Annotated in this window: 25 protein-coding genes; 13 read left to right on the top strand and 12 right to left on the bottom strand. The window is 55.9% G+C overall.

The annotated features are described in order from the left end of the window. Window positions 1–2: 2 nt before the first annotated feature. From fabF to AUC45_RS00545, 4 genes are all read right to left on the bottom strand, one after another. Entirely contained in the window at window positions 3–1,262 is a 1,260-nt protein-coding gene (fabF, locus tag AUC45_RS00560) for a beta-ketoacyl-ACP synthase II (protein WP_067596823.1), read from the bottom strand. A 127-nt stretch (window positions 1,263–1,389) separates the two neighbouring features. Beyond that, entirely contained in the window at window positions 1,390–1,626 is a 237-nt protein-coding gene (locus AUC45_RS00555) for an acyl carrier protein (RefSeq protein ID WP_067596821.1), read from the bottom strand. 108 nt (window positions 1,627–1,734) lie between these two features. Further along, the gene (locus AUC45_RS00550; RefSeq protein WP_067596820.1) at window positions 1,735–2,514 is read right to left on the bottom strand and encodes a hypothetical protein; all 780 of its coding nucleotides are present in this window, start codon (window positions 2,512–2,514) and stop codon (window positions 1,735–1,737) included. Between the two features lie 66 nt (window positions 2,515–2,580). Then, on the bottom strand, window positions 2,581–3,597 hold the full coding sequence (locus AUC45_RS00545) for a tetratricopeptide repeat protein (RefSeq protein WP_067596818.1): 1,017 nt from the start codon (window positions 3,595–3,597) through the stop codon (window positions 2,581–2,583). Window positions 3,598–3,801: 204 nt separating this feature from the next. On the opposite strand from AUC45_RS00545, the gene AUC45_RS00540 reads away from it, so the two are divergent. Next, window positions 3,802–4,239 (top strand): PA2169 family four-helix-bundle protein, encoded by a 438-nt coding sequence (locus tag AUC45_RS00540; RefSeq protein WP_067596817.1) that lies wholly within the window; start codon window positions 3,802–3,804, stop codon window positions 4,237–4,239. A 187-nt stretch (window positions 4,240–4,426) separates the two neighbouring features. Here the strand turns inward: AUC45_RS00540 and aspS are convergent, their stop codons facing one another. Then, on the bottom strand, window positions 4,427–6,229 hold the full coding sequence (aspS, locus tag AUC45_RS00535) for an aspartate--tRNA ligase (RefSeq protein ID WP_067596816.1): 1,803 nt from the start codon (window positions 6,227–6,229) through the stop codon (window positions 4,427–4,429). 193 nt (window positions 6,230–6,422) lie between these two features. Here aspS and rnd point away from each other — a divergent pair, with 193 nt between their 5' ends. The 5 genes from rnd (at window position 6,423) to AUC45_RS00510 (ending at window position 10,979) form a co-directional block, all read left to right on the top strand. Continuing rightward, window positions 6,423–7,625: a ribonuclease D gene (gene rnd / locus AUC45_RS00530; RefSeq protein WP_067598806.1), complete on the top strand. Its 1,203-nt coding sequence runs from the start codon at window positions 6,423–6,425 to the stop codon at window positions 7,623–7,625. Then, complete coding sequence (locus tag AUC45_RS00525) at window positions 7,625–8,521, top strand: hydrogen peroxide-inducible genes activator (RefSeq protein ID WP_067596814.1); 897 nt, start codon at window positions 7,625–7,627, stop codon at window positions 8,519–8,521. Before rnd ends, AUC45_RS00525 begins: the two co-directional genes overlap by 1 nt. Window positions 8,522–8,768: 247 nt before the next feature. Continuing rightward, on the top strand, window positions 8,769–9,377 hold the full coding sequence (locus tag AUC45_RS00520) for a hypothetical protein (RefSeq protein WP_156423703.1): 609 nt from the start codon (window positions 8,769–8,771) through the stop codon (window positions 9,375–9,377). A gap of 86 nt (window positions 9,378–9,463) precedes the next feature. Continuing rightward, on the top strand, window positions 9,464–9,961 hold the full coding sequence (locus AUC45_RS00515) for a hypothetical protein (protein WP_067596810.1): 498 nt from the start codon (window positions 9,464–9,466) through the stop codon (window positions 9,959–9,961). Window positions 9,962–10,061: 100 nt separating this feature from the next. Beyond that, on the top strand, window positions 10,062–10,979 hold the full coding sequence (locus AUC45_RS00510; RefSeq protein ID WP_067596809.1) for a bile acid:sodium symporter family protein: 918 nt from the start codon (window positions 10,062–10,064) through the stop codon (window positions 10,977–10,979). A 50-nt stretch (window positions 10,980–11,029) separates the two neighbouring features. Here AUC45_RS00510 and AUC45_RS00505 read toward each other — a convergent pair whose 3' ends face one another. Together AUC45_RS00505 and pgsA are read right to left on the bottom strand one after the other, a co-directional pair. Then, window positions 11,030–11,932, bottom strand: a complete 903-nt coding sequence (locus AUC45_RS00505; protein WP_067596807.1) for an OmpA family protein — start codon at window positions 11,930–11,932, stop codon at window positions 11,030–11,032. A gap of 281 nt (window positions 11,933–12,213) precedes the next feature. Beyond that, window positions 12,214–12,822, bottom strand: coding sequence for a CDP-diacylglycerol--glycerol-3-phosphate 3-phosphatidyltransferase (gene pgsA / locus AUC45_RS00500; RefSeq protein ID WP_067596805.1), 609 nt, complete (start codon window positions 12,820–12,822; stop codon window positions 12,214–12,216). Between the two features lie 161 nt (window positions 12,823–12,983). Between pgsA and AUC45_RS00495 the strand changes: the two genes are divergently transcribed. After that, window positions 12,984–14,387, top strand: a complete 1,404-nt coding sequence (locus AUC45_RS00495) for an MFS transporter (RefSeq protein ID WP_067596804.1) — start codon at window positions 12,984–12,986, stop codon at window positions 14,385–14,387. On the opposite strand, the gene AUC45_RS00490 is transcribed toward AUC45_RS00495, so the two are convergent. Next, window positions 14,388–14,678 (bottom strand): hypothetical protein, encoded by a 291-nt coding sequence (locus AUC45_RS00490; protein ID WP_067596803.1) that lies wholly within the window; start codon window positions 14,676–14,678, stop codon window positions 14,388–14,390. A 147-nt stretch (window positions 14,679–14,825) separates the two neighbouring features. On the opposite strand from AUC45_RS00490, the gene AUC45_RS00485 reads away from it, so the two are divergent. Then, window positions 14,826–16,523 (top strand): thiamine pyrophosphate-binding protein, encoded by a 1,698-nt coding sequence (locus tag AUC45_RS00485; protein ID WP_067596801.1) that lies wholly within the window; start codon window positions 14,826–14,828, stop codon window positions 16,521–16,523. Window positions 16,524–16,527: 4 nt separating this feature from the next. Here AUC45_RS00485 and AUC45_RS00480 read toward each other — a convergent pair whose 3' ends face one another. After that, window positions 16,528–17,277, bottom strand: coding sequence for an SDR family oxidoreductase (locus AUC45_RS00480; RefSeq protein ID WP_067596798.1), 750 nt, complete (start codon window positions 17,275–17,277; stop codon window positions 16,528–16,530). Window positions 17,278–17,347: 70 nt separating this feature from the next. After that, the gene (locus AUC45_RS00475) at window positions 17,348–17,740 is read right to left on the bottom strand and encodes an EVE domain-containing protein (protein ID WP_067598804.1); all 393 of its coding nucleotides are present in this window, start codon (window positions 17,738–17,740) and stop codon (window positions 17,348–17,350) included. A gap of 238 nt (window positions 17,741–17,978) precedes the next feature. Between AUC45_RS00475 and AUC45_RS00470 the strand changes: the two genes are divergently transcribed. The 5 genes from AUC45_RS00470 (at window position 17,979) to AUC45_RS00450 (ending at window position 23,343) form a co-directional block, all read left to right on the top strand. After that, window positions 17,979–19,664, top strand: a complete 1,686-nt coding sequence (locus tag AUC45_RS00470; RefSeq protein WP_082700892.1) for a bifunctional diguanylate cyclase/phosphodiesterase — start codon at window positions 17,979–17,981, stop codon at window positions 19,662–19,664. Between the two features lie 76 nt (window positions 19,665–19,740). Next, window positions 19,741–20,562, top strand: a complete 822-nt coding sequence (gene dapF / locus AUC45_RS00465) for a diaminopimelate epimerase (protein ID WP_067598802.1) — start codon at window positions 19,741–19,743, stop codon at window positions 20,560–20,562. After that, the gene (locus AUC45_RS00460) at window positions 20,559–21,755 is read left to right on the top strand and encodes a MiaB/RimO family radical SAM methylthiotransferase (protein WP_067596795.1); all 1,197 of its coding nucleotides are present in this window, start codon (window positions 20,559–20,561) and stop codon (window positions 21,753–21,755) included. The genes dapF and AUC45_RS00460 overlap by 4 nt, the downstream gene beginning before the upstream one ends. Beyond that, window positions 21,752–22,681: a signal recognition particle-docking protein FtsY gene (gene ftsY, locus AUC45_RS00455; protein WP_067596793.1), complete on the top strand. Its 930-nt coding sequence runs from the start codon at window positions 21,752–21,754 to the stop codon at window positions 22,679–22,681. The genes AUC45_RS00460 and ftsY overlap by 4 nt, the downstream gene beginning before the upstream one ends. Continuing rightward, window positions 22,681–23,343 carry an inner membrane-spanning protein YciB gene (locus AUC45_RS00450; RefSeq protein ID WP_067596791.1) on the top strand — a complete coding sequence of 221 codons (663 nt, stop codon included), beginning with the start codon at window positions 22,681–22,683 and terminating at the stop codon, window positions 23,341–23,343. Before ftsY ends, AUC45_RS00450 begins: the two co-directional genes overlap by 1 nt. An 89-nt stretch (window positions 23,344–23,432) precedes the next feature. Here AUC45_RS00450 and AUC45_RS00445 read toward each other — a convergent pair whose 3' ends face one another. Then, window positions 23,433–23,630: a hypothetical protein gene (locus AUC45_RS00445; RefSeq protein ID WP_067596789.1), complete on the bottom strand. Its 198-nt coding sequence runs from the start codon at window positions 23,628–23,630 to the stop codon at window positions 23,433–23,435. A 270-nt stretch (window positions 23,631–23,900) separates the two neighbouring features. Continuing rightward, window positions 23,901–25,826 (bottom strand): potassium transporter Kup, encoded by a 1,926-nt coding sequence (locus AUC45_RS00440; RefSeq protein WP_067596787.1) that lies wholly within the window; start codon window positions 25,824–25,826, stop codon window positions 23,901–23,903. Between the last annotated feature and the right edge of the window lie 3 nt (window positions 25,827–25,829).

Raw genomic sequence — 25,829 nt, 5'->3', positions numbered from 1 at the left:
ACTTAGTCCACCTTCTGCATAATCAGAGAAGCATTGGTCCCGCCAAAGCCGAAACTGTTGTTGAGCACAGCACGCACTTCGCGTTTCTTGGCCTTTAATGGCACCAGATCGATCCCTTCTGTACCCTCGTCCGGATTGTGAAGATTGAGCGTTGGTGGCACCACGCCATCGCGCATCGCAAGGATGCAGAACACCGCCTCAACTGCTCCTGCGCCGCCCAGCAAGTGGCCGATGGCCGACTTGGTTGAACTCATCGATGCGCCGCTCAGATCAGCACCCAGAACGCGTTTGACAGCGGCGAGTTCAATCGTATCGGCCATGGTCGATGTGCCGTGGGCGTTCACATAGTCGATATCGCCGGGGCCCAATCCCGCTTTTTTGAGCGCCATCTTCATAGCGAGCTCTGCGCCCTTGCCTTCGGGATGAGGCGCTGTGACGTGGTAAGCATCGCCTGAAAGACCGTATCCGGTAACCTCGGCATAGATATTCGCACCACGCGCCTTGGCATGCTCGTATTCTTCAAGGATTACGATGCCTGCGCCCTCCCCCATCACAAATCCTTCACGGTCCTTGTCGTAGGGCCGGCTCGCCTCTGTCGGGCGATCGTTGAAGCTGGTGTTGAGCGCGCGTGCCTGAGCAAAGCCAGCAATGCCCAGCGGATTGATGGTGCTCTCGGCCCCTCCAGCAACCATTATATCTGCATCATCCATCGCAATCATGCGCGCAGCATCTCCGATTGAGTGCGCGCCCGTTGAGCATGCAGTCACAACCGCATGGTTCGGCCCCATAAAGCCGTATTTGATCTGCACTTGCCCCGTGACGAGGTTGATGAGGCGCCCGTGGACGAAGTGAGGAGATACCCGACCAGGTCCGCGCTCATGGAGGTTTACACTCTCCAACTCGATCCCCGGAAGGCCGCCAATGCCAGCGCCAATGGAACAACCCACGCGCTCTTTTTGATCGTCACTAAGATCGGTGAGACCTGCATCTTCCAAAGCCTGACCGGCTGCATCGATACCGTAGACAATAAACGGATCGACTTGCCGCTGAATCTTACCGTCCACGCGCTTGTCTGCGTCAAAGCCCCAAGGGTGATCCTTGCCCTTCACCTCGCAAGCGATGGTGCACTTCTGCCCTTCGGGTTCAAACCGCGTAATCGGCCCCGCACCGCTTTCGCCCGCAATGAGGTTCTTCCATGAGGTTTCCACGTCACCGCCCAAAGGCGTGACAAGACCAAGCCCGGTTACCACCACACGGCGCATGCACTACTCTCCCAGTTCCGATTGGCCCAAAATCATCTTGGCCGAAATACTACAGGCCCGCACCCATATCAGGGTTCGGGCCTGTCGATAGGTCGCCCGCCAATACAGCGGCGCGGTCGGGACTCAATCAGCCCTTATGCTCTTCGATAAACTTGGTCGCATCGCCCACGGTTGAGATCTTCTCAGCCGCATCATCGGGGATTTCAACGCCGAACTCTTCTTCAAATGCCATCACCAGTTCAACGATGTCGAGGCTATCTGCGCCCAAATCATCGATAAAGCTGGCTTCCTGGGTAACTTTGTCGCCTTCAACACCAAGGTGTTCGACAACAATTTTCTGCACGCGGTCGGCAGTATCGCTCATGTGTATCCCTCTTGAATTTGGGGTTTTGAAATCTTTGTTGTGCCCTAAAGGTCGGTTTCGTTAAGCGCAAGTCAAGATGCAACCTTGCGAAACGCGAATTGCAGCACCTCACATGAAGAGGTCTCGGGTGTCGAGAAGTTTGATATCGCGTCGCCCTTCAAGACTGTTCAAAATCATATACTTATGCGCAGTTCCGAACATGATGAGTGCGGTAAGACCTTGCCCGCTGATGGAATCGAGCGCGCTGTTGATAAGATCGGTGTGCGCAGCGTTAATCGCAGTCCAGCCACCGGGGCCCAGATCATCGTCAAAATACTGCTGATAGGGTGTGCGCGATGCTTCGACGAGCCGGTCGAATTCCTCCGTGTGGATGAAGAGCGGATCATCCCCTCGTCCCGCCACTCTACGGCTGTACTCACGCAAAGCCTCTTGGTGCGCTGCCCATTGATCCGCGCGAGCGGGATCATCTTCAATCGCATTGAGCGCTTCCCGCCGATTATCCGCTATCTCGCGCGTCCATCCTGCAGTGCCAACGATACGAAAGTCCATCTTTTCGCTCAAAGGGAAGACGACATCGGTGTATTCTGGAAACACTTCGGTACGCGGCTCGTCAACTTCGCCGGTTTCGCGAAAGCTGGTGGTTGCCTTATCAATCCGGTCAGGCGGGATTTCTGACAAAACAACGTCTGGCGCAGCCTTCCGCACAGCTGAGCGAAGCGCGTCGAGCGAGTAGCTATCGCTTTCTCGGTGACGCCCATGGATGACGCCCATGACATAAACGCGCGTGGTGCCCGGATCGATTGGCTCGCCAATACCGCAACCCGCAAAAGGTATCGCGGCAAGGCAGGTAAGCCCCAGTGAAAGCGCCGAGCGTCGATCATGCGTCATATCTTGAGATTAGTAGCCTATCACCAATCCGTTACAAATCACATGTCTCGAAGACGCCTTTCCGCCTTAATTTCCTTCTGCAGAGGCAGGGTCTGAAGGCTGAGCGCCATCCTCAGCAAGATTGGGCGCAGGTTCTGAATAGCGCGCAAGCATATTCGCCTCTCGCTCACGCAATTGACGTTCCGCCTTCATCCAAGCCCGAACGCGATCGACCGATTCCAGAGCCATAAGCTTTTTGGGCTCAACAGCGAGCGCCCGATCGAGCGTCGCGAGCGATGCGGAGTAGTCGCCCTCACGCTCCTGACACATGGCGATATTGAATAGAACGGAGACCTGAGCGGGATTGTTCGCCTCCAGCTCTTTGAAGGCATCGCACGCATCGTTTTCATCGGTCTTGGTCAGTTTCACAGCTGCCTTAAACGCTTTGCGATCCTCTTTGCGAAGTCCCTTACGCCGCTCAAGTATGCGGTAATCGCGCTGCAAATACCGCGGGGCAAGAGCGGTGCGCACTTGCCAGACGAAATTGCCGATCAACTCGTCACCCATTGCATTCACTGAAGGAGAAGCGCCGGCATCCGCGCAACTATCAATTGCTCGCCTCAACTCATCGCGCACCGCGTGGATGACGTACCCATCCTCTCCGATCACCTCGATATCGGGATAGAGCGATACTTCAGTGCGAGTGCATTCATAAATGTCTGTGCGATACCGGACGCATTGATCATCATCGTTTTTCTCTTCGCACTCGCGCACTTCTTTGGGTTGCAGTTCGACGACCGACCCCTGAAACGATGCGCTTCCCTGGATGACAGCGTTCACAGCGCTGGTGTTCATAGGGACGATCTCGAACCAGGGTTCGCCCTCGACACGCGTTTGTCCCAGCGTTTCTTTCAGTTCGAACGCCAGCTGGCTTCCCTTCGCGCCGCGCAGTTCATCAACCGCGATTGTCTCGATGTTAAGGCCAGCATCGGTCGTGGCCGGCAGATGAGCGCCCACTCGCAGCGTTTCTGCATGCGCAGTTCCGGCATATAAAGTTGCCGCCAGAGCCACGAAGGAAGCCGATGTTTTGCAGATGATGGCCATGTTCGCCCTTCCCTATTTAATCCTATCCACTGCCTTGCAGCAGCCACATTAGGAAAGGATGAACCGGCCCCTTTCTCGACTTATCTCAGCTCATGAACGGGTTAGCGAACACTCGGAACAAAATGGCAAGTTCGCCCGTTAAGTTATTGAAAGCGCGGCGCATTCGGTGCCACGCAGTAAACGAAAACTCGATCAAGGAGAACCATGAACAATATTAATACTCTGAAGAAACTTACCCAAACAACATTTGATTCAGTCGAAGGCTATCGCAAAGCAATCGACAAGGCGGAAAGCCCAGCACTCAAGAGTGCATTTGAACGCCGTTTGAACTCGCGCGAAGAAACGCTGACCAAGCTGAATAACGCGCTCGCAGGACGCGGCGAAGATAGAATTGACAGCGCAAGCGTGTCAGGCACCGCCCACCAGACCTTCTTTAGTATCGCCGATGCATTTTCGGACAGCAACGAAGCCGCGATTGAACGCGTCGAAGAGGGCGAAGATTATCTCGCAGAACAGTTCCGTGATGTGCTGAAGGATGATGCCGAGATGGACCAATCCATCAAGATGGTAATTGAGCAGGCATACGAGGAAGTACGCGAAGGTGAACGTTTCACCGACATGCTGGAAAAGCAGTACGCGTAATTTGTAGCGTAGATTGATCATTACATTCGCAGGTGGGGACTTGCGAAAGGGCGTCGAGCGGGCTTGCCGCGCAAAGCTCAAGGTAGCTGGCCGGTCGAGCCACGCTCCGCTCGAAATTCAAAACAATAACGACATTCCCTGAAGACTTGGGCGCTCCCTTTTGAGGCGAGCGCCCTTTTTCATGCGATCATGCCTTCGGTGCTTCGGTGCCCGGCTTCTTAGGTGGCTCAACGACGCGAATGGAAAGCTCACGCAATTGCGCTGGTTCCGCCCGCGAAGGTGCACCCATCATCAGGTCTTCGCCCTTCTGGTTCATCGGAAAAGCGATGACTTCACGGATCGCTTCTTCCCCTGCAAGCAGCATCACAATACGATCAATACCCGGTGCCGAACCGCCATGGGGCGGCGCGCCCAGTTTGAACGCTTCGATCATGCCAGAGAAGTTCGCATCAACGTCTTCTTTTGAATAGCCGGCGATCTCAAATGCCTTGTACATGATGTCCGGGCGGTGATTCCGGATTGCGCCTGACGAAAGCTCATATCCGTTACACACGATATCATATTGCCACGCCTTGATTTCGAGCGGGTCCATCGACTCCAGCGCTTCCATCTCGCCCTGCGGCATTGAGAAGGGGTTGTGGCTGAAATCGACCCGTTTGGTGTCCTCGTCATACTCGAACATCGGGAAATCGACGATCCAGCAGAACTTGAAGCAATCAGGCTCGATCAAGTCCAATTGTTCAGCAACTTGTGTGCGCGCAGCACCGGCCAGCTTCGCAGCGTCGGTCTCCTTGCCGGCTGCAAAGAACAAACCATCGTCCGGGCCAAGGCCAAGCTCATTATAAAGCTCTTCCATGCGGTCAGGCCCGTGATTTTTCGCAATCGGGCCACCAAATTCGCCGCCCTTGCGTGTGACATAGCCAAGACCAGCAAAGCCTTCGCCCCGCGCCCAATTGTTCATGTCATCGAAGAATTTACGGCTCTTCTCGTTCGTGTTGGGCGCAGGCACCACGCGCACGACGCCGCCACCGCCAACAATCTTTTCAAATAGGCCAAAGCCGGATTTTTCGAAGTGGCTTGTAACATCCGAAATGATCAGCGGATTGCGCAGATCAGGCTTGTCAGTGCCGTATTTAAGCATCGCCTCCTTGTAAGGGATGCGGGGAAACTCACCCACAGGCGTCACGCTTTTGCCGTTCGCGAATTCGGCAAACAAGCCGCCCAGCACGGGTTCAAGCGCTTGGAATACATCTTCCTGTGTCACAAAGCTCATTTCAAAATCGAGCTGGTAAAATTCGAGGCTGCGATCAGCGCGTAAGTCCTCATCGCGGAAGCATGGTGCGATCTGGAAATACCTATCAAAACCCGACACCATCAAAAGCTGTTTGAACATCTGCGGTGCTTGCGGAAGCGCGTAGAATTTGCCCTGCTGCATACGTGAGGGCACGAGGAAGTCGCGCGCGCCCTCCGGTGAAGAGGCAGTGAGGATCGGGGTTTGAAACTCGGTAAAGCCCTGTTCCACCATCCGATTGCGGATCGAGGAGATTACCTGGCTGCGCAGCACGATGTTGCGGTGCATGGTTTCGCGGCGCAGATCGAGGTAGCGATACTTCAACCGGATTTCTTCGGGATAGTCCGGTTCTTCAAACACCGGCATTGGCAGCTCTTCAGCGGCGCTTTGAACGGTGATTGAGCGAGCGAACACTTCGATCTCACCGGTTGAGAGGTTTGCATTCACCGTTTCGGGCGTGCGCGCTTTCACTTCGCCATCGATCGTAACCACCGATTCGGCGCGCAGGCTCTCAAACACGGGCAGCGCGGGCGAATCTTCGTCCGCAACAATTTGTGTAATCCCGTAGTGATCCCGCAAATCGACAAACAAGACCCCGCCATGATCGCGTTTTCTGTGCATCCAGCCAGACAAACGGACGGTTTCGCCCACATTTTCTGAAGAAAGCTGTGCGCAGGTGTGGGTACGATAGGCGTGCATCTAAACTCTTGTCCTGTTCGCGGGTATGGAGCAAAGGGCGCAGCTTGAATTGCCACGACCGTTAAGGCGCGTATTTGCGCCTCTAACATGGGGCGCGCTAACAGGGGAACCGGGGGGCTTTGTCAAGCCACCTGACACTTACATGGAGCAAGAGCTCCGCGAGCGGCACTCCGCTCCAAGCCAAGAAGACGATATGAAAATACATGATCTGATAACGACGACCGACGAATTGACTGCCTTGTGCGAGCGTCTCGCCCAGTCTGAATTCGTTGCGGTTGACACCGAATTCATGCGCGAGAACACCTATTGGCCGGAACTGTGCCTGGTGCAGATCGCCAACACCGAAGAAGCCGCCGCTATCGATCCGCTTGCCGAAGGGCTCGACATGACGCCCTTGCTCGATCTGATGTGCGAGAATGAGGACGTCTTGAAAGTCTTCCATGCAGGCGGACAGGACGTTGAAATCATAGTCAATCTGACGGGCAAGACCCCGCACCCGGTATTCGACACACAAATCGCGATGATGGCGATTAGCCAGTCAGAACAGATCGGCTATGCGAATCTGGTCGAAACCTGGCTCAATATCCAGATCGACAAGGGCGCGCGTTTCACCGATTGGAGCCGCCGCCCATTAACCGATCGGCAGATCGAATACGCGATTGGCGATGTGACGCATCTGTCGAAGATATTTCCCAAGATTCTCAAAAAGCTGATCAAAACAGGGCGCGGCAACTGGTTGAATGCGGAAATGGAAAAGCTCGCTGATCCGTCCAATTATTTGATCAATCCGGAAACCTCGTGGAAACGTATCCGGTCTCCGGGTCGCAATCCTCAGGTTCTGGGCCGATTGAAAGCGCTTGCGGCATGGCGCGAAGGCGAAGCGCAGCACAAGAATATTCCGCGCGGCCGCATCATGCGCGATGAGACACTGGCCGATATCGCAGCGCATCCTCCCAAGAGGCAGGCTGATCTCGCAAAAGTGCGCGGGCTCTCTTCGGCCTGGAAAGACAATGACATCGGCAAAAGGTTGATGAAGGAAATCGCCGAGGCCGAGCCGCTCCCCAAATCCGAAATGCCAGAAAAGATGAAACGCGGCGCTCCTTTAGGCAAAGAAGGTGCTTTAGTTGCGGATTTGCTCAAACTTCTCCTGAAAATCCGCGCGCGCGAAATTGATGTCGCAGCTCGCCTACTCACCCGCGCTGACGAAATGGAAGCGCTCGCCGCCGGAGTGCGGGATCTAAAAGTGCTCGAAGGCTGGCGTTATGACGTGTTCGGCAAAGACGCATTGGAACTGGTCGAAGGTAAGCTGGCCTTTGCCGTCCAAGGCGGGAAACTCGCCATGACACACATCGATGACATGCAAGCAAGCATGGAAGAAGCGCTGGCAGCGGAGTAGTGTCGACCTACCTCCCCACAATCAAACAGCTTCAATATCTCGTCGCGCTGCACGAGCATGGCCACTTTGGCCGCGCTGCTGATGCTTGCTTTGTTTCGCAATCGACACTTTCGGCAGGGCTTCGCGAATTAGAGTCGCTTCTTGGCGTGACACTGGTCGAACGATCCCGGCGTGTTGTGCGGTTTACGTCGTTGGGCGAACAAGTTGTTGCAAAGGCTGGCCGGTTGCTGCGCGAGGCAGAAGAACTATCCGATCTCGTGCAGGCTTCGGGAAAGCCGCTGTCTGGTCAACTGCGCATGAGCGTTATCCCCACCATCGCGCCTTTTATGCTCCCGCGCTTCCTGCCGCGCCTTGGCAAGGAACGACCTGATCTGAAGCTGATGCTGCGCGAGGAAACCAGCCAGGATGCAATGGAATCGCTCACCCATGGGCGCGTCGATTGCGTGCTCCTCGCCCTTCCCTTCGACACAGGCGATGCGGCGATTGAGCATATCAGCGATGATCGTCTGTTTGTCGCCTTCCCAAAGGATGATCCGCGCGATCCACCAGCGCAAGTGCCTCCTGACATGATCGATCAGGGTCGATTGCTCCTTCTCGAAGACGGACACTGCCTGCGCGATCATGCCCTGGCTGCGTGCAACCGATCCGAATTGCGCGCGAGTGCGGCCATGATCGGGACGAGCCTCCACACGCTGGTGCAGATGGTCGATCATGATCTGGGGCTCACCATGCTCCCTGAAATGGCGATCGAGGCTGGCATTCTTGCGGGCACTGATGTCGTCGCGCGGCCCGTGAAAAGCGACACCGCCAAGCGAGAGATTGTGTTGGTTTGGCGCAAGAACTCCCCGCGCGAAGCGGATTTCAAGCTGCTCGCCGAGGAATTGCGCGCGGGTTGATTGCGACCACTCGCCCTTGAAGAGGGACGAGAAGCCTTGGCGTTTGTTGCGTTTTTATGACAATCGGCCTAGCCCCTGTAAAAATATCAGTAAAAACAATCACTCAGGCTATCAGGATCCCTCCTGAATTGAGGTGAGCATTCTAGACCGGAAGTCTTTCTCCGCACTATTGCTGATTTGGCTTCCGCTGCTGGCATCGGCGACTTGGTTCGCACTCGCTTTCAATCCTGCAACATACGACTTCGCCGTGAGCGGTTTTCTGGACCGCCGAGAATACACCTTCACGGAAATGGCAACAGTTGGCTGCTTCCTTGCCGCATCCGTGGCGGCTGCAATTCTCGCCTTCCGGCATTGGAGGGATCGGAAAGACAGCTTTATCGCAATTCTGTTCATAGGCTTTGCTGCCACGGCGTTTTTGGTCGCCATGGAAGAGGTGCAATGGGGCCAACCGATCCTTGGATATGATATTCCGGGATTCATCGAAGGTGGCAATCGGCAGAACGAGATGACCCTGCACAATCTCGAAGGAATGCACGGCAAGGCAGGACGGTTTTACATGGTCTTTTGCATTGCGGCACTGACCTTGAGTCTACCGAGGGTCTGGCTGCTCTCTGACAATCTCTGGTCTGCTGTTAAATCACCCAAGGCCCTACTCCCGATTGTATTGCTCATCCTCCTAATGGCTTTGCTTAAGGTGTATGCGGAAATTTTCGAGAACCCGTTCAAGCCGATCCAGCCAATCCGCTGGACAACTGAGATTGCAGAACTGCTTATTGCCTATTGGTGTGTGGCTTACATCGTTATCAAATTGATAGAATTACGAGGCAAAGAGCGTAAGCGTGCATCATCCGCGTAAGGCTTTGTAAACCGTGCGCTTCAACTCAAATCCAAATGATTTTCCCTAGGTTAACCGCAATCCACGGGTAACTTCGGACTGAAATCATGATGAAGATAACGAAACTAATCGGTGTGACAGCGGCGCTCTTTGCTAGCAGTGCAGCTTGGGCAAGCGATGGAAGCTGGACGATCTCGGACGCCGATGGGCAAGTTACCGTCACTCGTGCAGACAAGCCGCTCTACGGCGCCAAGGGAACAGTTTTGAAGGCTGGTGATGTCATCTCCACCAGCAAGACAGCGCGCGCCGTATTGGTCCGGGATGGCAAGTTTGTTGTGGTGGAACCGGGAAAGAAAGTTCGGATTTCCAAGCCCACGGAAAAGGGCGCGATGACCCGCATTTTCGAATACTTGGGCAATATCGTGTCGACGAGCTCACCGCGAAACTCGTTCAACGAACAGACTGCCGCTGCTGTCGTTAAGGGATACGACAAAGACGTCGAAAAAAGCCTCTCCACAACAAACAAGGCGACATACAACGCCGCATCGGATTCCGATGATCCAGCCATGTGGAAAGAGATGGAGCCTCAGACCGTCCAGCCATGATTGGGCGCGCCAAAACCCTCTGAAATGGAAAAAAGCCGCTACGCTTGATCGAGCTGGCGGTGTTAGGGCATAGCTCGCGCTCTTCGCGGCCGGGGGTCTTATGGGCGAGCTTTATCTCGAATATGAATACTGGGTGGCAGTATTCCAGCTGTTTACCGCAATGCTCGGCATGGGCGCCACGCTTACCCTTCGCGATTTTCGCGAAGTCTTGATTGAGCCCAAAGCGGTAAGCATTGGTACGGTCATTCAATTGGTGCTCGTGCCACTGGTCGCAGGCGGCTTTATTGCCGCATTTGGGCTTACCGCAGGAATTGCCGTTGGGCTCGCGCTGATTGCAGCGATACCCGGCGGGACCGTCAGCAACATCTTTACCTTTTTTGCGCGCGGCAATGTCGCGTTGTCGATAACCATCACCGCGCTCACAACGCTTGCATGTCTGTTCACGACGCCGCTGATCCTCGAACTGCTGATCACGGAATACATGCCGGCCGATTTCGTAATGCCGCGCATGCGGATCATGACGGAGATTGCGTTGGCGCTGTTGCTGCCGCTCGCGATCGGGATGGTCATCCTCAAATTGATGCCTTCGATTGCTGAAGCATTTTCGAAATGGTGCGTGCGTGCTTCGCTCTTCGGGATAGTCCTGATCGTCGTTGGATCAGCGTCCTCCGGCAGGCTCGATTTCGCAGCATTTGGTGCGACAAATGTTGCGATAACCGCCGGGCTGGTCGTAGTTTTGATGCTAGCTGGCTGGGTCGCGACAAAGGCGGCGCGCCTCTCGTCGCCCGATCAGAGCGCGATTACGATCGAAGTGACAGTGCGCAACATCAATCTTGGCGTAATGCTGAAAGCGTCGCTGTTTCCGGCTGCCGCTGCCGCATCAGATCCAATCGGTGACACGGTGCTGTTTGCGCTGCTCTTGTACGGATCGCTGCAATTGTTGCTCGCCACAGGCCTTATCGCGTTGGGGCGACGTGGAGCCAGGCAAAGGGCGGAAGCCCCAATGCAAGCGGGGTGAGACAGCGATTTTGTTGCCCCACCCCGCTCGTGGTTCAGTCCAAGTGAGACTTAGATGCCGTCAACACTCTTGCTGACGAGGATATTCACAGCAACGCGGCGGTTCTGTGCTTTGCCCTCCGGCGTGGTGTTGTCAGCAGCTGGATCAGATGCTGCCATGCCGGTTGGCGTAAGCATACGCCATGGCTGCCAGCCGCATTCCTGCTGGAGGAAGTTCACAACGCGGCCAGCGCGCTTTTCAGAAAGCTCCTGGTTGATTTCATAGCTGCCGGTTGAATCGGTGTAGCCAACCACCAGAAGCAGTGCATTGTCCATGGCTTCCGCTTGCGATGCCGCTTGGCAAAGCTCGGCGCGTGCCTGACCTGAAAGGTTGTAACGGCCAGTGTCGAAGTACACGTTCGTGGTGCCACGAATGTTGTACTTGTCGATGTCAGCAACGCGGCCTTTTAGAGCTTCGGTTGCTGCAGCGTTGGCAGCGATCTCAGCTTCGTTCATGCCGAAACGCTGATCGGTGCCGTTGCGGATCATCTGAGCTGTTTTCAGATCTTTGCCTTTCAACGCAATCTTCGAAGCAACAAGCGAATTGGCCCACTGCACAGTGTCCACTTTCACCGGAAGGCCATTGAGCAGCTGATCTGCACCCAATTGATCGCGATTAAGACCAAGGAAACCGCCCGATGCACGGATGCTGGTACCTTCGCTCAGCGAAATAGTCATGTTCTGGCCGCTTTCGGTGGTGACCTGGAAGTCATTGCCGTTGCGCGCCGAAATGATGCCTTCGACCTCTGGACCTTCAGCAAGGCCTTCAAGATCAGCTGGCGGCGTTCCGACCACAGTGGTCAGCACTTCGCCTTCATCAGTAGTGTACTCCTGCGCCACCGCACCAATTGATGCAGTGCCTGCAAGCAAGCCGATGACGGCAAGCTTTGCTGCGCTTTTTGAAGTGATGGTCATTGTATTACTCCTTTAACCTGTCACGGCGATGATTTTGGGGTCTTCCCTCTGGGTAGTCTGCGATCCGCCCCCTAGGGAAAAGCGTCATCCTCCGTGTGAATCCCTGTTGGTTTGTCCTCGTGTGTCAGTGAGCTGTTAGATGCGGTGCCTAACCGCGATTCCTGCTCACAGCCGACGAAATGCCGCCGAGACATTGCGCGTAAATGAATGATGCTTTCAGGAACAATGGACTCGAAGACGGCAAGAGTGCAGCTTGCGATGAACCGTTAATAACTGTCGATTCATTCCATATGTTTGAGGCCGACGCGCAGGTAATCCCACCCCGTAATGCACGTCAAAACGGCTGCTGCCCACAGAGTCGTGAGGCCCAGAACATGGATCCAGTTGTCCGCAACCGTGCCGCAATCCTCCGCAAGAGACTGGCACGGCTGGCCATGGATTGCACCGCCCAGGATTAGCGCTGCAAGGCTTATCAGCTGGAAAGTCGTCTTCCATTTGGCGAGTTTCGAAACCGGCACCGATATCTGAATCCCGCCCAGAAATTCGCGCAATCCCGACACAGCAATCTCGCGGATCAGAATGATAGCGCCAGCAATCACATGCATATCGCCCACATAAGGGCCGCGCAGATATCCTTGCGCTGTGAGGATAAGAATGACGGACGCGACCATGATCTTGTCCGCAATCGGATCGAGAAACTGGCCCAGTTTCGAAACGGTCCCTTGCGCGCGTGCGAGATAGCCGTCGAAAAAATCGGTGATGGCAATCAAACCATAGAGCAGAAAGCCAATAAGAAAGCCGAGCTTCCATTCCGGCCACCACAGGAAAAAGCCCAGCAGCGGCACTGCCAAAATACGCGATAGCGTAAGGATGTTGGGCAAGGTCAGCATGATCTTCAGATTCCCTTAGCCGCTTGGGCCTAGAACCCAAACCTTAAGCGAATGGCAATTCACAGACCCAATCATCCCACAAACCTTGTGCCCTCAGTGTTCATCGCTATGTCAGGCGGCCTAAGGGGAATACGCGCATCGGCGCACTTACGCATTAACGCATGACGACATCGACGAACCTCTTGCGCAAAAAGCGCTTTTTGCCGCTCATGGTCACGCAATTTTTCAATGCGTTTAACGATAATTTGTTCAAGACGGCATTGGTCCTGTTTGTCGTTTACTCTGTCTACAATGACGAGAAACAAGAGGCGCTCTTCAGCGGACTTGCCTCGGTTATCTTTATCGTGCCGTTCGTCATTCTTTCAGCGCTTGCCGGGCAATTGGCCGATACGCGGGATAAAGCAGCGATAATTCGCACGGTGAAGATTTGCGAGATTGGGTGGGCCAGCCTCGGGGCATTTGGCCTATTTCTCGCCTGGCAGGGGATCGCGGTACATACATTCGCCATCCCGCTTTTGCTGTTCGTGGTGTTCTTGGCCGCTGCGCAATCGACTTTCCTGGGACCGATTAAATACGCGATCCTCCCGCAGCATCTTGAGAAAGACGAAGTGCTACCAGGCACCGGATTGATTGAAGCGGGCACTTATATCGCCATCCTGACAGGGACAATACTTGCCGGCTTCATATCGGTAGAGGTCGCGATGGTGCTCGTCGTCATCACCTCATTTATTGGCTATCTTGTGTCGCGGTTCGTGCCCGATGCTCCTCCGCAGAGCGATTACGAAATGCACTATCCGCTCCTGGAACCCTATTCGGAGCAAGTGAAAAGCCCCTTGCTGCGCTGGCTTGGTTACGCTCCTGTTGCCGTGGCCGATCAGGCCGTCATGAGCTGGCGCCTGATCCGCGACACCATGCACAATCGTGAGATTTGGCTTTCTATCGTCGCCATCAGCTTTTTCTGGACGATTGGTGCAGTGCTTTTCATCCAGTTTCCGCCGCTCGCCAAGAACCAGCTGCTCGCGAGCAAGGAAGTCGCCAGCCTGTTTCTGGTGATCTTTTCAGTCGGTATTGCGATTGGTTCGGTTGGTATCAACGCGCTGTTGAAAGGCGAGGTGTCTGCGCGATTTTCGCCCTTCTCCGTCGTCGTGATGGGCGCGTTTGTGCTTGGCTTTTATCTCGTGGCGAAGGCCTGGACACCCAACGCAGCGGGTGAATTGTTGCCAGTCGAGATTTGGATCTTGGAGCCGCTCGCAATCCCGCTCTCACTCATGCTGCTAGGCATTTCGACTGCGGGCGGCTTCTTCGTGGTGCCACTCTACGCGTTCCTGACAACGCGGTGCGAACATGACGCGGCATCGCGGACGATTGCCGCCAACAACATTGTTAATTCGCTGTCGATGGTGATCGGATCGATCTTTGCTATTGGGCTGACGACACTGGGCATTCCTGTTGTCGAACAATTGCTGTTCGCTGCCGCAATGACGGTTGTGTCAGCGTGGCTGGGATACCTGCTTTACAAGGCAGAGAAGGACGCGAAAGCGCTCACCCCGCAAGCTGCTGAATGATCAGATAATGAAAGCAAAGATGGCTGCGGTAGCGGCGACATAAGTCGTCACTGCTCCTCGCACGTCATCCTTTGTCAGACGCCACAGGCTTTCTGCCGGTATATCGTGCAAATCCTCTCGCACGTGCGGGGGAAGGCTTGCGCGATAGGGATGGTTGGCGCCGTCATCAGTCAGAACAAGCGAACGGCGTCCATCAGAAAAGCGCGTGTTGGTGGGGGGGAAAGGGGTCTGACTACCCTCAGGATCACGTTGGGGACGGATCCTCACTTGCGTAAGGCTGGCATAAGTCATGAGGTCGACGTTAAGACTTTCTTAACGGTTTGCCAGAGCAGGTTTTCCCCATGTTGCACGGCGGGACAGTTCCCAACCTATCTTAACCGCGTTGATTGACCATGCTGTGCGCGATAGAGCGCTGCGACCAAAGGGAGAGCAGCCTCAATGACCGGCAACACCACGCAAACAGCTGCAAAAACCGCAGGGCAATTGCTCGTCGAGTGCCTCGCTGAACAGGGCACTGATCGCGTTTTTACGGTGCCGGGGGAGAGCTTTCTTGCCGTGCTCGATGCGCTGCACGATGCGGATGGGATCGAGACGATTACCGTGCGGCAGGAAGGCGGAGCCGCATTTATGGCATGCGCGGACGGAGCGTTGAGCGCTGCTGAAACGCTGCGACCCGGTGTTGCTTTCGTAACCCGCGGCCCAGGCGCAACCAACGCGAGCATTGGCGTCCATGTGGCACACCAGGATTCGCAACCCATGATACTGTTCGTGGGTGATGTGGCCCGCGATATGAGAGATCGCGAAGGGTTTCAGGAGATTGATTTTACTGCCTTTTTCGCCCCCATTTCGAAATGGTCAGCGCGTATCGATGATCCCGCGCGCATCCCCGAATACGTAGCGCGCGCCTTTTCGGCCGCCATATCGGGGAGGCCCGGCCCTGTCGTCCTGGCGCTTCCCGAAGATATGCTGTGCGATACCGTTTCCGCCGATGTCTCCCCTCGCCCAGCCGTCAATCGTCCTACCCAAGCCGTTTGCCCTGATGCGATGCAGGCAATGTTTGCGATGCTTTCCGATGCGGCGAGCCCAGTCGCGATCATCGGCGGTGCTGGCTGGAATGTGAAGGCACGCGATCACTTTGAAAGCTTTGCAGAAAAAATCGGACTGCCCGTCGCAACAGCATTCCGACGTCAAGACGCCATTGCGCCATCTTCGCCGGTCTATGCAGGAAATCTGGGATATGGCCCCAATCCCAAGCTCGTGAAGCGAGTGAAAGAGGCCGATTTGATCCTCGCGGTCGGCGCGCGTCTCGGGGAAGCAACCACCGATGGCTACACAGTGCCCTTACCCGGAACGCGCGATCAAAAGCTGATCCATGTTCACCCAGACCCGAACGAGCTCGGCAGCGTCTATCCTGCCGATCTTGCGATGGCTTGCTGCATGGATGAATTTGCTGAGGCTGCAAGCCTCTGGGAAGATGCTGGAATCATCCCCTTCGATGCGGGAGAAGAAGCGCACCGCGAATGGCTCGATTGGGCAACGCACAAACCCGCTGATAACCCGCCAGCTCTCGACATGGCTGCCTGTGTTACCGCCATGCGCAAGGCGCTGCCTCAAGACACGATAATCTGTAACGGAGCGGGCAATTTTGCTGGCTGGTGGCACCGTTATTGGCGGTATCAGGGCCATCCCACCCAGCTTGCCCCCACATCAGGCGCAATGGGATATGGCGTGCCAGCTGCCGTTGCTGCTGCGCTACGCTATCCGGAGCGAACCGTGGTCGCCGTCGCAGGAGACGGCGATTTCATGATGAACGGGCAGGAACTTGCCACGGCTGCGCAGTATGATGCGAACATGATGGTGCTTGTGGTCGACAACGGCGCCTACGGCACAATCCGCATGCATCAGGAGCGCGACTATCCAAAGCGTGTTTCTGCCACGCAGCTTTCAAATCCGGATTTTGCCGCCTTAGGCGCGGCCTATGGTGCATGGGAGGCGACAGCCACGACGACAGCCGAATTTGAAAGCGCGCTGGCACAGGCGAAGGACAAAAAAGGGCTCCGACTGATTCACATGAAAATCGATGTCGAACAGCTCGCTGCGAGCGGTGCGACGGTGAGCGGGTTGAGAGCGCGCTGATTGATCAGCGCATCGTCATTCCGCCATCGACCATGTATTCCGATCCCGTCACATAAGAACTGTGATCGGAGAGCAAGAACAGCGCAACTTGCGCCACTTCATCAGCCTCAGCCAGACGGCCAAGCGGGACGGCCTGCTCAATCTGCTCAAGGAACTGTTCCTTTTCCTCTTCGGACAGTCCCATGCCGTTCATGAAGTTGGTGTCAACCGGACCTGGAGCGATCGAATTGACGCGCACTTTGCGAGGGGCCAGAGCGTTCGCCCAGCTGCGCGTCATCGCGGTTACTGCGCCTTTCGTGCCGGCATAAACCGCGCCCTCAGCCTGTCCGAGATACGGCGAGACGGAAGAGGTAACGACGACCGATCCCCCGTCAGACACCGCATCCATCAATTCGGCCATCTGCAAAACAGGGCCGCGCACATTGACGTTGTTCATGTGATCGAAGAAATCAGCGTCCATCGCATCGTTGGGCCCAAACTTGCCGTAACCCGCATTAAGCCAAAGCCCATCAATGGAGCCCATCTGCTCTTTCACCTTGTCGCCCAACTCTTTGGCAGCGTCGGGATCAGCGGCGTCATTGCGCAGCACAAGCGAGCCTGAAGGCAGCGAACGGCCAGCTTCATCAAGGTGATCTTGCGTGGTGCCGGTGACAGCAACCTCGCCGCCTTCTGCGACGATCTGCTTAGCCGCAGCAAGGCCCATGCCGCTTGTTCCGCCGGTGATGAGTATACGCTTGTTTTCGAACCTGTTCATGGTCGTCTCCGCTGATGAATGTGTGTTGGTTCATCAATGGATTGGCGACCCTCATCGTTCCAACGACGTGTCAGCTTTCGGACATCTTGCAGATCAGGTCCCATTCGTCAGGTTTAATGCTGGCAACAGACAACCTTGAAAGGCGGACCAATTCACAATCGGCAAGCTTGGGTTCCGCCTTGATCTGCTTGAGCGTCACCGGATTATCGAACTTGCGTTTTGGCTTGATCTTCACGGCCGCCCATTTGCCCGTTTCATCGGTCGGATCGGAAATGCCATCGACGGTTATCTCTGCAATACCGACAATCTCCAGGCCCTCGCGCGAGTGGTAGAAAAAAGCCTCATCCCCCACTTTCATGGCCTGCAAATTGTTCTTCGCCAGATGATTGCGCACCCCGTCCCAGGTGCCCTCTTTTTCTTCAACCAGATCATCCCAGCTATATTTAAACGGCTCTGATTTCATTAGCCAGTAATTGGGGCGGTCTTTGGCCACGAAGCGTCTCCTGTTGATTTCCAAATCGGCAAGGGGGTGTGAGCGCTCTCGCCTATTACGCACGGAAGGAGGCGAAAACCCAAAAGTAAACTGATGTTACGGCAAATTCGAAGTTAACCCAATCTTTATGCGCTCTGCGTACGTCCCCTCAGTTGCGAAAGGCAATTTCACGGGGAATGCACCGTAAAAACGTGCATGAGAGCAATTGGTGGCGACTAAACAAGAACCTGATCGGATCAACAGCGCGCATCGCGATGTCGTAACGCTGGGGATTGCGACAGCAGCGATAATTCTTTTCATCGGCACTGGCGGATCGGTTTTGCCGAGTGTCGTCAAAGTCGTTCTAGCAAGCGGCGACGGGCCCGATGTGATGCTCGTCAATGCTTTGCTTCTTAACATCGCTCTCATCATCTTTGGCTGGCGCCGATACACGCAGCTCACCCTTGAAATCCGCGAACGTGAAATCGCCGAAGAACTTGCGCGGCAGTTATCCGAAATCGATCCGCTGACAGGCTGCCTCAACCGCCGCAGTATGGCGAGCGCCACTGAAGAGACGAGAACAGCAGCCAACGAACGCGGCGAAGGCATTGCCTATGCCATGATTGACGTCGACAACTTCAAGCAGATCAATGACATGCACGGCCACACTGTCGGCGATCAATTGCTTGAGAGAATGGCAGAACGTCTGCGCGCCCTGCTTCCGGTTGATACGCCGCTTGCAAGGTTGGGCGGCGATGAGTTTGCATTTGTGATTCCTGTTGACAAAGCGCAGCAGGAACGGGTTGATGACCTCGTTATCCGCCTGTTTGAAACCGTTGCCACCCCATTCAAGCTCTCAAAGCTGACCCTGCACGCAACCATTTCCATTGGTGTCGCTAGCGAGTTTACGGACAGAGCCACAAGCCCTGACGAGCGCGACACCGGATCGCTGATGCATCATGCAGACATCGCGATGTATCACGCCAAGAAAGAGGGAAAAAACCGCTTCTGCTGGTTTGAGCCTTCGATGGAAAACGAGCTGCGGTTCCGCAACCAGCTTGAAATCGGCATTCGCGATGGCATTGAGCGCGATGAATTCCTGCCATTCTACGAACAGCAGGTTGATCTGGAAACGGGTGAATTGGTCGGGTTTGAAGTGCTGGCGCGTTGGCAATCGCCCGATTTGGGCCTTGTAAGCCCCGAACTATTCATTCCGATCGCTGAAGAAATCGGCCTCATCAACGACCTGTCCGATATCGTCATGCGCAAGGCTTTTGCCGATGCGCGCGAATGGGATCCATCACTCTCTATCTCGGTCAACATTTCGCCCATGCAGATGCGCGATCCCTGGTTTGCGCAGAAGCTTTTGAAAACGCTGATTGAATGCGATTTTCCCGCGAGCCGCCTTGAAATTGAGATCACCGAAAGCTGTCTGCACGACAATATCTCTCTCGTGCGTTCAATGATCACCAGCCTCCGCAACCAGGGCATTCGCGTCAGCCTTGATGATTTCGGCACCGGCTATGCAAGTCTTGAACAATTGCAGACGCTGCCATTCGATCGCCTGAAGATCGATCAATCCTTCATCCGCGACCTTGCCGATAAATCCAGCAGCACCACGGTTGTCGATGCCATCATCGCGTTGGGCAATGGCCTGGGCATGCCTTTGACGGCGGAGGGCATTGAAACGCAAGCCACCGCTGATGCGCTTAAAGGCAAAGGCGGGTTCAAAGGCCAAGGCTATCTCTATGGACGGCCCGAATGCAGCGAGGACGTGCGCAAGCGCCTGATGGCAAAAGGTCGTCTGCTGGCCCAGGCATCGGAAAAGAAGCGCACACGAGCCGACGCGCTGGCGAACGAGCGCGAGGATTTTGCCGATCACCAGACCGATTGGCGCCGCACCGTCACCAACTGATCCGCTTCAACGCCATCGCCCCAAAATCGCAGCACTGGACGCGGGCCATCGCGGTGCATAAATGCGCACCGAAACTATGCGCGTTCCCTTCATCAAGATGCACGGGCTGGGCAATGATTTCGTTGTGCTGGACAGGCGCAAGGATGATTGGCCTGCCATGACTGCGAAAGCCGCCCGCGCGCTGGCTGACCGACGCACAGGTGTTGGCTGTGATCAACTGATCCTGCTGGAAAAAAGCGAGCGCGCTGATTTCCGGATGCGCATATTCAATTCGGATGGCGGTGAAGTGGAGGCTTGCGGCAATGCCGCCCGCGCGGTCGCCTTGCTTCACGGGGACCCAGCGCGGGTCGAAACAGACGGCGGGATAATCGCCTTGTCACCTGCGAATAGCGGCGCGAGCGTAGACATGGGATCACCGCGATTTGATTGGGACGAAATCCCGCTTGGATACGCGATGGATGCCTCTGCCATGCCCGTGGGCTGGAGTGAGGGCAAAGACACGCTTGAGGCACCCATGGCGGTAAATGTGGGCAATCCGCACGCCGTGTTCTTTGTCGATGACGCGAACGCGGTCGATCTGGCTGCGATCGGCCCGATGATCGAAAATGATCCAGTTTTCCCTGAGCGCGTGAATGTGAATGTAGCGAGCGTGGCTGGCGAAAGTCACCTCAGGCTGCATGTGTGGGAACGCGGGGCAGGACTTACCCGCGCTTGCGGAACGGGAGCGTGTGCGACGGGAGTTGCGGCGATCCGCAAAGGACTGGTGCAGAGCCCAGTGACAGTGACCCTTCCCGGCGGCGATCTGGTGATTAAGTGGCAGCAAGGCGGCTCCATCACCATGACAGGGCCAGCAGCCGAGGCATTCCGCGGTGAGTTCGAATGGGGGGATTTTGCATGAACGCGCCCTCCAAGCCGACGCGCAAATCGGAAGTCATCAATCTCGGCTGCCGTTTGAACATCGCGGAAGCTGAACGCATGCGCGCCATGCTTGCAAATGAGAGCGATGTGGTTGTCGTCAATTCGTGTGCGGTGACATCCGAAGCTGTCCGCCAAACGCGTCAGGCCATCCGCAAAGCGCGCCGCGAACGCCCCCATGCGCGGTTGATCGTGACAGGCTGCGCGGCCGATATCGAGCGCGAGGCATTGGCCTCCATGGAAGAGGTCGATGGCCTTATCCCAAACGCGGCAAAGCTGGACCCGCGCAGTTTCAATATCCCCTCTGAGAAAGCGCCGCTAGCTCCAACAAAAACCCGCGCCTTTATCGCGGTGCAAAACGGCTGCGATCACGCCTGCACGTTCTGCGTCATTCCCCAGGGGCGCGGGGTCAGTCGATCTTTGGCAGTCAACGAAGTGTTGGCGGAGGTAGAACAGCATCTCGAATTGGGCGCTAAGGAAATTGTGCTGACGGGTGTCGATCTTACCAGTTGGGGACACGATATTTCCAACACGCCCAGACTAGGCGATCTCGTTCACACCATACTGAATGCCTTTGGTGAACTAAAACGTCTCCGCCTATCCTCGATGGATGGCATCGAAGTCGACCCCCTGCTCGAAAACCTGATCGCATCGGACCAGCGGATCATGCCGCATATTCACCTTTCGCTTCAGCACGGCGCGGACCTCATTCTCAAACGTATGAAGCGCCGTCATCTGAGAGGCGATGCTGTTGCGCTGGTGGAACGGCTCAAAGCACGCCGTCCGGATATCGCTGTGGGGGCAGACCTGATGGCAGGCTTCCCTACGGAAAGCGCGCAGCATCACGCCGAAAACCTCTCGATCATCCGCGAACTGGAAATTGTCCACGGCCACATCTTCCCGTTCTCCCCCCGCCCCGGCACTCCCGCCGCCCGGATGCCACAATTGGATCGCGCCCTTATCAAGGCCCGCGCAGCAGACTTGCGCAACGAAGTGTCAGAAATCCGCAGGGAATGGCTCGATGCCCATGTGGGCAAAGCACAAAGCGTCCTCGCAGAACGCGATGGCACAGGCTATGCGCCTGACTATGCAAGGATTGCTCTTCCGGAAAACACGTCAGCAGGCTCCATCGTGAGTGTCACCCCGACCCGCATCGACGAAGGTCTGCTGCGATGAGCGATGCGCCATCTGGCTGGAGCGACCGCGTTCTTGGTGGCTTCCGCAAAACGTCCGAGCGCCTCGGCGAAAACCTTTCAGGTCTTGCCGGGGGAGGCAAGCTCTCCGACGCTGAACTCGACGATATCGAAGACGCGCTGATCATATCCGATCTTGGACCCTCAGCGGCAGGCCGTATCCGCGCCAAGCTGGCCGAAAAGCGGTTTGGCAGCAGCATTACCGAGCGAGAACTGAAAGAGGCGGTGGCCGAGGAAATCGCAGAAATCCTGCGCCCGGTGGCAAAGCCGCTCGAAGTGACGGCATTCCCGCGCCCGCAAGTGATCCTCGTGATTGGCGTCAACGGGTCGGGCAAAACAACCACCATCGCCAAGCTGGCTCACCTCTTCATGGAGGATGATTATGGCGTGCTCCTCGCAGCAGGTGACACCTTCCGCGCTGCCGCCATTGGCCAACTTGCGACATGGGCAGAGCGCGCAGGCGTAGATATCGTCAAAGGACCAGAAGGCGGTGATCCGGCTTCGATCGTATTCGACGCTGTAAAGCAGGCGACTGATACAGGCATCGACGCGCTGATCGTAGACACGGCTGGTCGTTTGCAGAATAAAGCCGAGTTGATGGACGAACTGGCGAAAATCCGCCGCGTCCTCGGCCGCCTCAATGAAGCTGCACCGCATGACGTTGTATTAGTACTCGACGCAACCAATGGGCAGAACGCGCTGTCACAGATCGATGTGTTCAAAGAAGTCGCCGGTGTTACAGGCCTGATCATGACCAAACTCGATGGGACAGCGCGCGGAGGCGTCTTGGTCGCCGCGGCAGAGCAATATGGCCTTCCGATCCACGCGATTGGCGTTGGCGAAAAGATGGAAGACCTGCGCCCCTTCGATCCCGATCTGGTCGCGCGCGTGATTGCAGGAGTGGCGTAGTGGCCGAAGCTGAGAATACCCAGACGAAGAAGCCCGCATCAGGCTGGCTAAATGTTGCGATCGATTATGGCCCGCTGCTGGTGTTCCTCGCCGTCTATCGTTGGAATGCACCCGAAGATCCGAACCCGGCAGGCGAACTCACAGCTATCATTTACGGCACCGGAGCCTTTATGATTGCCGCCGTCATCGCTCTGTTCAGCAGCCGCGCGCTGCTCGGTAAAGTCTCGCCGATGCTGTGGTTTTCAACTGCGCTCATCGTCGGATTTGGTGCGCTAACAATCTTCTTTGGCGATCCGGTGTTCGTGCAGCTGAAGCCGACGATCATATACACCGTCTTCGGCGTCGCTCTTCTTGCTGGCTTTTTTGCAGGCCGCGCGCTTCTCAAGATATTGCTTGAGGCTGCTTTCGAAGGACTAACAAGCGCGGGCTGGCTCAAGCTTTCGCGCAATTGGGGTGTCTTTTTCCTATTCCTCGCAGGCTTGAACGAAGTTCTCCGAGCGTACCTCACATTTGAAAGCTGGCTGTGGGCTAAGCTGTGGGTGTTTCTTCCCCTCACCTTCCTTTTCACGTTCACGCAGATTCCCATGCTGCTGAAGCATGGCCTCGATATCGGCGATGATGAGGGGGAAAACTCAGCGAAAGACGAGAAAAGCCCCTCCTAAATCAAGTACGCCCGATGCTCGCTTGAGCACCGGGCGGCAATTGGTTTGCTGTCCGTCAGGCACCCACGCTGGGAGCCCCCCTCACTATATCAGGCTGCGTGGTACTCCCACGCGCTGCCTGCCAATTCGCAATTCATGTAGAGATCGCGGCGGGCCCGTTCTGTACGGACGGCCTGCAGGACCTCTTCCTGATTGTCGACGACCCGGCTGGTGCCGAAATCCAGATATCCGTAATGCCCAAAACGGTTATCTCTGTGACCGGAGCTGTAAATGCGGCGCGCTGCCATAATTATTCCCCTTTAAGTTTGACCAATTGCCTAGCTCGTAATTCTGCCCTTGTTGAATTCTGTATCACGCTACATCTTTCATCCGGAAACGCCTCGTGAGGATAAGACCACATCGGGACGGCTCCGTGCGAAAGGTTAACTCCAAAGTGGAGAAACTTTCCGAATAGAGTAAACACGGGTTAGGGTTTTAACGGATAGTAGAAACCCGTCATTTTGGACGCAGTTCCCAAATTATCGGCGAATAAATCTGTGAAAGACTCGAGTCTTAGCTCAGATTTCGACTTGACTGCCCAATTCAACGACTCGGTTCGTCGGCAGTTTGAAGAAGTCCATTGCGCTTGCCGCATTGCGCAGCATCCATGCGAAAATCTTTTCTCGCCAGATCGGCATTCCCGGCTTGTCCGATGCGAGAAGCGTCTGGCGTGAGAGGAAGAAGCTGGTGTGCATCATGTCAAAATGGCCGCCGCAATAGACGCCCATCCCTTCAAGCCCCTTGGGCACGTCAGTTTCCTCCATGAAGCCGTAATGCAGCACTGCTCGGTAAAACCCATCGCCCATATCGGTGTATTCGCAACGCTTGTCAGGATCGACATAGGGCACGTCCTGAATGTTGACCGTTAGGATCACGACCCGCTCATGCAGTACTTTGTTGTGCTTGATGTTGTGGAGCAGCGCGGACGGAACGCCCGAACTCTGGCTCGCCATGAAGATCGCGGTTCCTGGAACTCTCAATGCCGAATTCTTTGCGGACTTGGCGAAGATCTCGATCGGAAGCGCGTGCTCCGACATATTGGCCCGCATCAGCTTTCGCCCGCGTGCCCAGGTTGTCAAAAGCGTAAACGCGATAAGGCCAACAACCAGCGGGAACCAGCCGCCTTGTGGAACCTTCGTAAGGTTGGCAGCAAAGTACGCGCCATCAACGATCAGGAATAAGAGTACGACCGGCGCAGCGTACCACCACTTCCATTTCCACACCGTCACCAGCAGCACTGCCATCAACAGCGTATCAATGGTCACGGCGCCCGTCACCGCGATGCCGTAGGCGCTCGCAAGGTTCGATGAATTCTGGAATGTGAGCACCAGAATGATCACCGCCACCATCAGTGCCCAATTGACGAAGGGGATGTAGATCTGCCCGCCTTCAGTCTCCGATGTGTGGAGGATGTTGAGACGCGGCATGAAGCCCATCTGCACCGCCTGGTGCGTGATCGAGAACGCACCCGAAATCACTGCCTGACTTGCGATAAAGGTTGCAACGGTCGCGAGGAAAACGAGCGGCAATCGCCATTCCTCGCTAGCAAGCAGGAAGAACGGGTTCTGTACAACTACGGCCGCTTCCTCAGCAGGAAGCCCAGCAATCATCGCGCCCTGCCCGAAATAGTTCAAAAGCAGACAGGGCATGACAAAGCCAAACCAAGAAAGCCGCATCGGTCCGCGCCCAAAATGCCCCATATCGGAATAGAGCGCTTCACTGCCTGTAACTGCGAGCACCACCGCACCCAGCGCCAGAAACGCCACGACGCCATCTGTTACGAAGAACATGAAGGCATAATAGGGATTGAGCGCCCACAAAATGTCAGGGTTCTGCAAGATCTGCCAACCGCCAAGCCCTGCGATGACGGTGAAATAGACGATCATCACTGGCGCAAAGAGCGCGCCCACTTTCGCCGTTCCGCGCCTCTGCAATAGGAACAGGAACACGAGAAGGCCCAAGGCAATCGGTATAACGAAGCGTTCAAAGCCGGGATCGACTACGGTTAGTCCCTCAACCGCTGACAAAACCGAGATGGCAGGCGTAATCATGCTATCGCCATAGAAAAGCGACGTCGCGAAGACGCCCAGCAGCACGACCAACCAGCCGTATTTCGATTTTCCCATATGCCGAGACAGCAGCGCCACCAGGGCAAGGCTTCCGCCCTGCCCCTTGTTATCGGCGCGCATGAGAATGGTCACATATTGGATCGCCACCACAAGCAGCATCGACCAAAAGATCAGACTAACGACGCCCAGCACGTGCATGCGGTCAATCGCGATGTTCGCAGTGCCGGCAAATGTCTCACGGAAAGCGTAAAGCGGGCTCGTCCCGATATCGCCAAAAACGATGCCGATCGCACCAATAGCCAGCGCGCCCTTCGACGCGCTGTGCCCTTTGCCTCCGGTGGGAGGCTGGTGTGCTGGTGCTGCTGTCTCGCTCATCTT

Origin of the sequence: Erythrobacter sp. YT30, from assembly GCF_001542875.1 — a bacterium.
Classification (GTDB): domain Bacteria; phylum Pseudomonadota; class Alphaproteobacteria; order Sphingomonadales; family Sphingomonadaceae; genus Erythrobacter.
Note: the sequence above shows the minus strand (reverse complement) of the source record. Positions and strands in the feature narration are given on the sequence as shown.

What these genes read in the sequence shown, in the direction of transcription:
- fabF (WP_067596823.1), bottom strand. Translation starts at nt 1,262, where the DNA reads ATGCGCCGTGTGGTGGTAACCGGGCTTGGTCTTGTCACGCCTTTGGGC.
- AUC45_RS00555 (WP_067596821.1), bottom strand. Translation starts at nt 1,626, where the DNA reads ATGAGCGATACTGCCGACCGCGTGCAGAAAATTGTTGTCGAACACCTT.
- AUC45_RS00550 (WP_067596820.1), bottom strand. Translation starts at nt 2,514, where the DNA reads ATGACGCATGATCGACGCTCGGCGCTTTCACTGGGGCTTACCTGCCTT.
- AUC45_RS00545 (WP_067596818.1), bottom strand. Translation starts at nt 3,597, where the DNA reads ATGGCCATCATCTGCAAAACATCGGCTTCCTTCGTGGCTCTGGCGGCA.
- AUC45_RS00540 (WP_067596817.1), top strand. Translation starts at nt 3,802, where the DNA reads ATGAACAATATTAATACTCTGAAGAAACTTACCCAAACAACATTTGAT.
- aspS (WP_067596816.1), bottom strand. Translation starts at nt 6,229, where the DNA reads ATGCACGCCTATCGTACCCACACCTGCGCACAGCTTTCTTCAGAAAAT.
- rnd (WP_067598806.1), top strand. Translation starts at nt 6,423, where the DNA reads ATGAAAATACATGATCTGATAACGACGACCGACGAATTGACTGCCTTG.
- AUC45_RS00515 (WP_067596810.1), top strand. Translation starts at nt 9,464, where the DNA reads ATGATGAAGATAACGAAACTAATCGGTGTGACAGCGGCGCTCTTTGCT.
- AUC45_RS00510 (WP_067596809.1), top strand. Translation starts at nt 10,062, where the DNA reads ATGGGCGAGCTTTATCTCGAATATGAATACTGGGTGGCAGTATTCCAG.
- AUC45_RS00505 (WP_067596807.1), bottom strand. Translation starts at nt 11,932, where the DNA reads ATGACCATCACTTCAAAAAGCGCAGCAAAGCTTGCCGTCATCGGCTTG.
- pgsA (WP_067596805.1), bottom strand. Translation starts at nt 12,822, where the DNA reads ATGCTGACCTTGCCCAACATCCTTACGCTATCGCGTATTTTGGCAGTG.
- AUC45_RS00495 (WP_067596804.1), top strand. Translation starts at nt 12,984, where the DNA reads ATGACGACATCGACGAACCTCTTGCGCAAAAAGCGCTTTTTGCCGCTC.
- AUC45_RS00490 (WP_067596803.1), bottom strand. Translation starts at nt 14,678, where the DNA reads ATGACTTATGCCAGCCTTACGCAAGTGAGGATCCGTCCCCAACGTGAT.
- AUC45_RS00485 (WP_067596801.1), top strand. Translation starts at nt 14,826, where the DNA reads ATGACCGGCAACACCACGCAAACAGCTGCAAAAACCGCAGGGCAATTG.
- AUC45_RS00480 (WP_067596798.1), bottom strand. Translation starts at nt 17,277, where the DNA reads ATGAACAGGTTCGAAAACAAGCGTATACTCATCACCGGCGGAACAAGC.
- AUC45_RS00475 (WP_067598804.1), bottom strand. Translation starts at nt 17,740, where the DNA reads ATGAAATCAGAGCCGTTTAAATATAGCTGGGATGATCTGGTTGAAGAA.
- dapF (WP_067598802.1), top strand. Translation starts at nt 19,741, where the DNA reads ATGCGCGTTCCCTTCATCAAGATGCACGGGCTGGGCAATGATTTCGTT.
- AUC45_RS00460 (WP_067596795.1), top strand. Translation starts at nt 20,559, where the DNA reads ATGAACGCGCCCTCCAAGCCGACGCGCAAATCGGAAGTCATCAATCTC.
- ftsY (WP_067596793.1), top strand. Translation starts at nt 21,752, where the DNA reads ATGAGCGATGCGCCATCTGGCTGGAGCGACCGCGTTCTTGGTGGCTTC.
- AUC45_RS00445 (WP_067596789.1), bottom strand. Translation starts at nt 23,630, where the DNA reads ATGGCAGCGCGCCGCATTTACAGCTCCGGTCACAGAGATAACCGTTTT.
- AUC45_RS00440 (WP_067596787.1), bottom strand. Translation starts at nt 25,826, where the DNA reads ATGAGCGAGACAGCAGCACCAGCACACCAGCCTCCCACCGGAGGCAAA.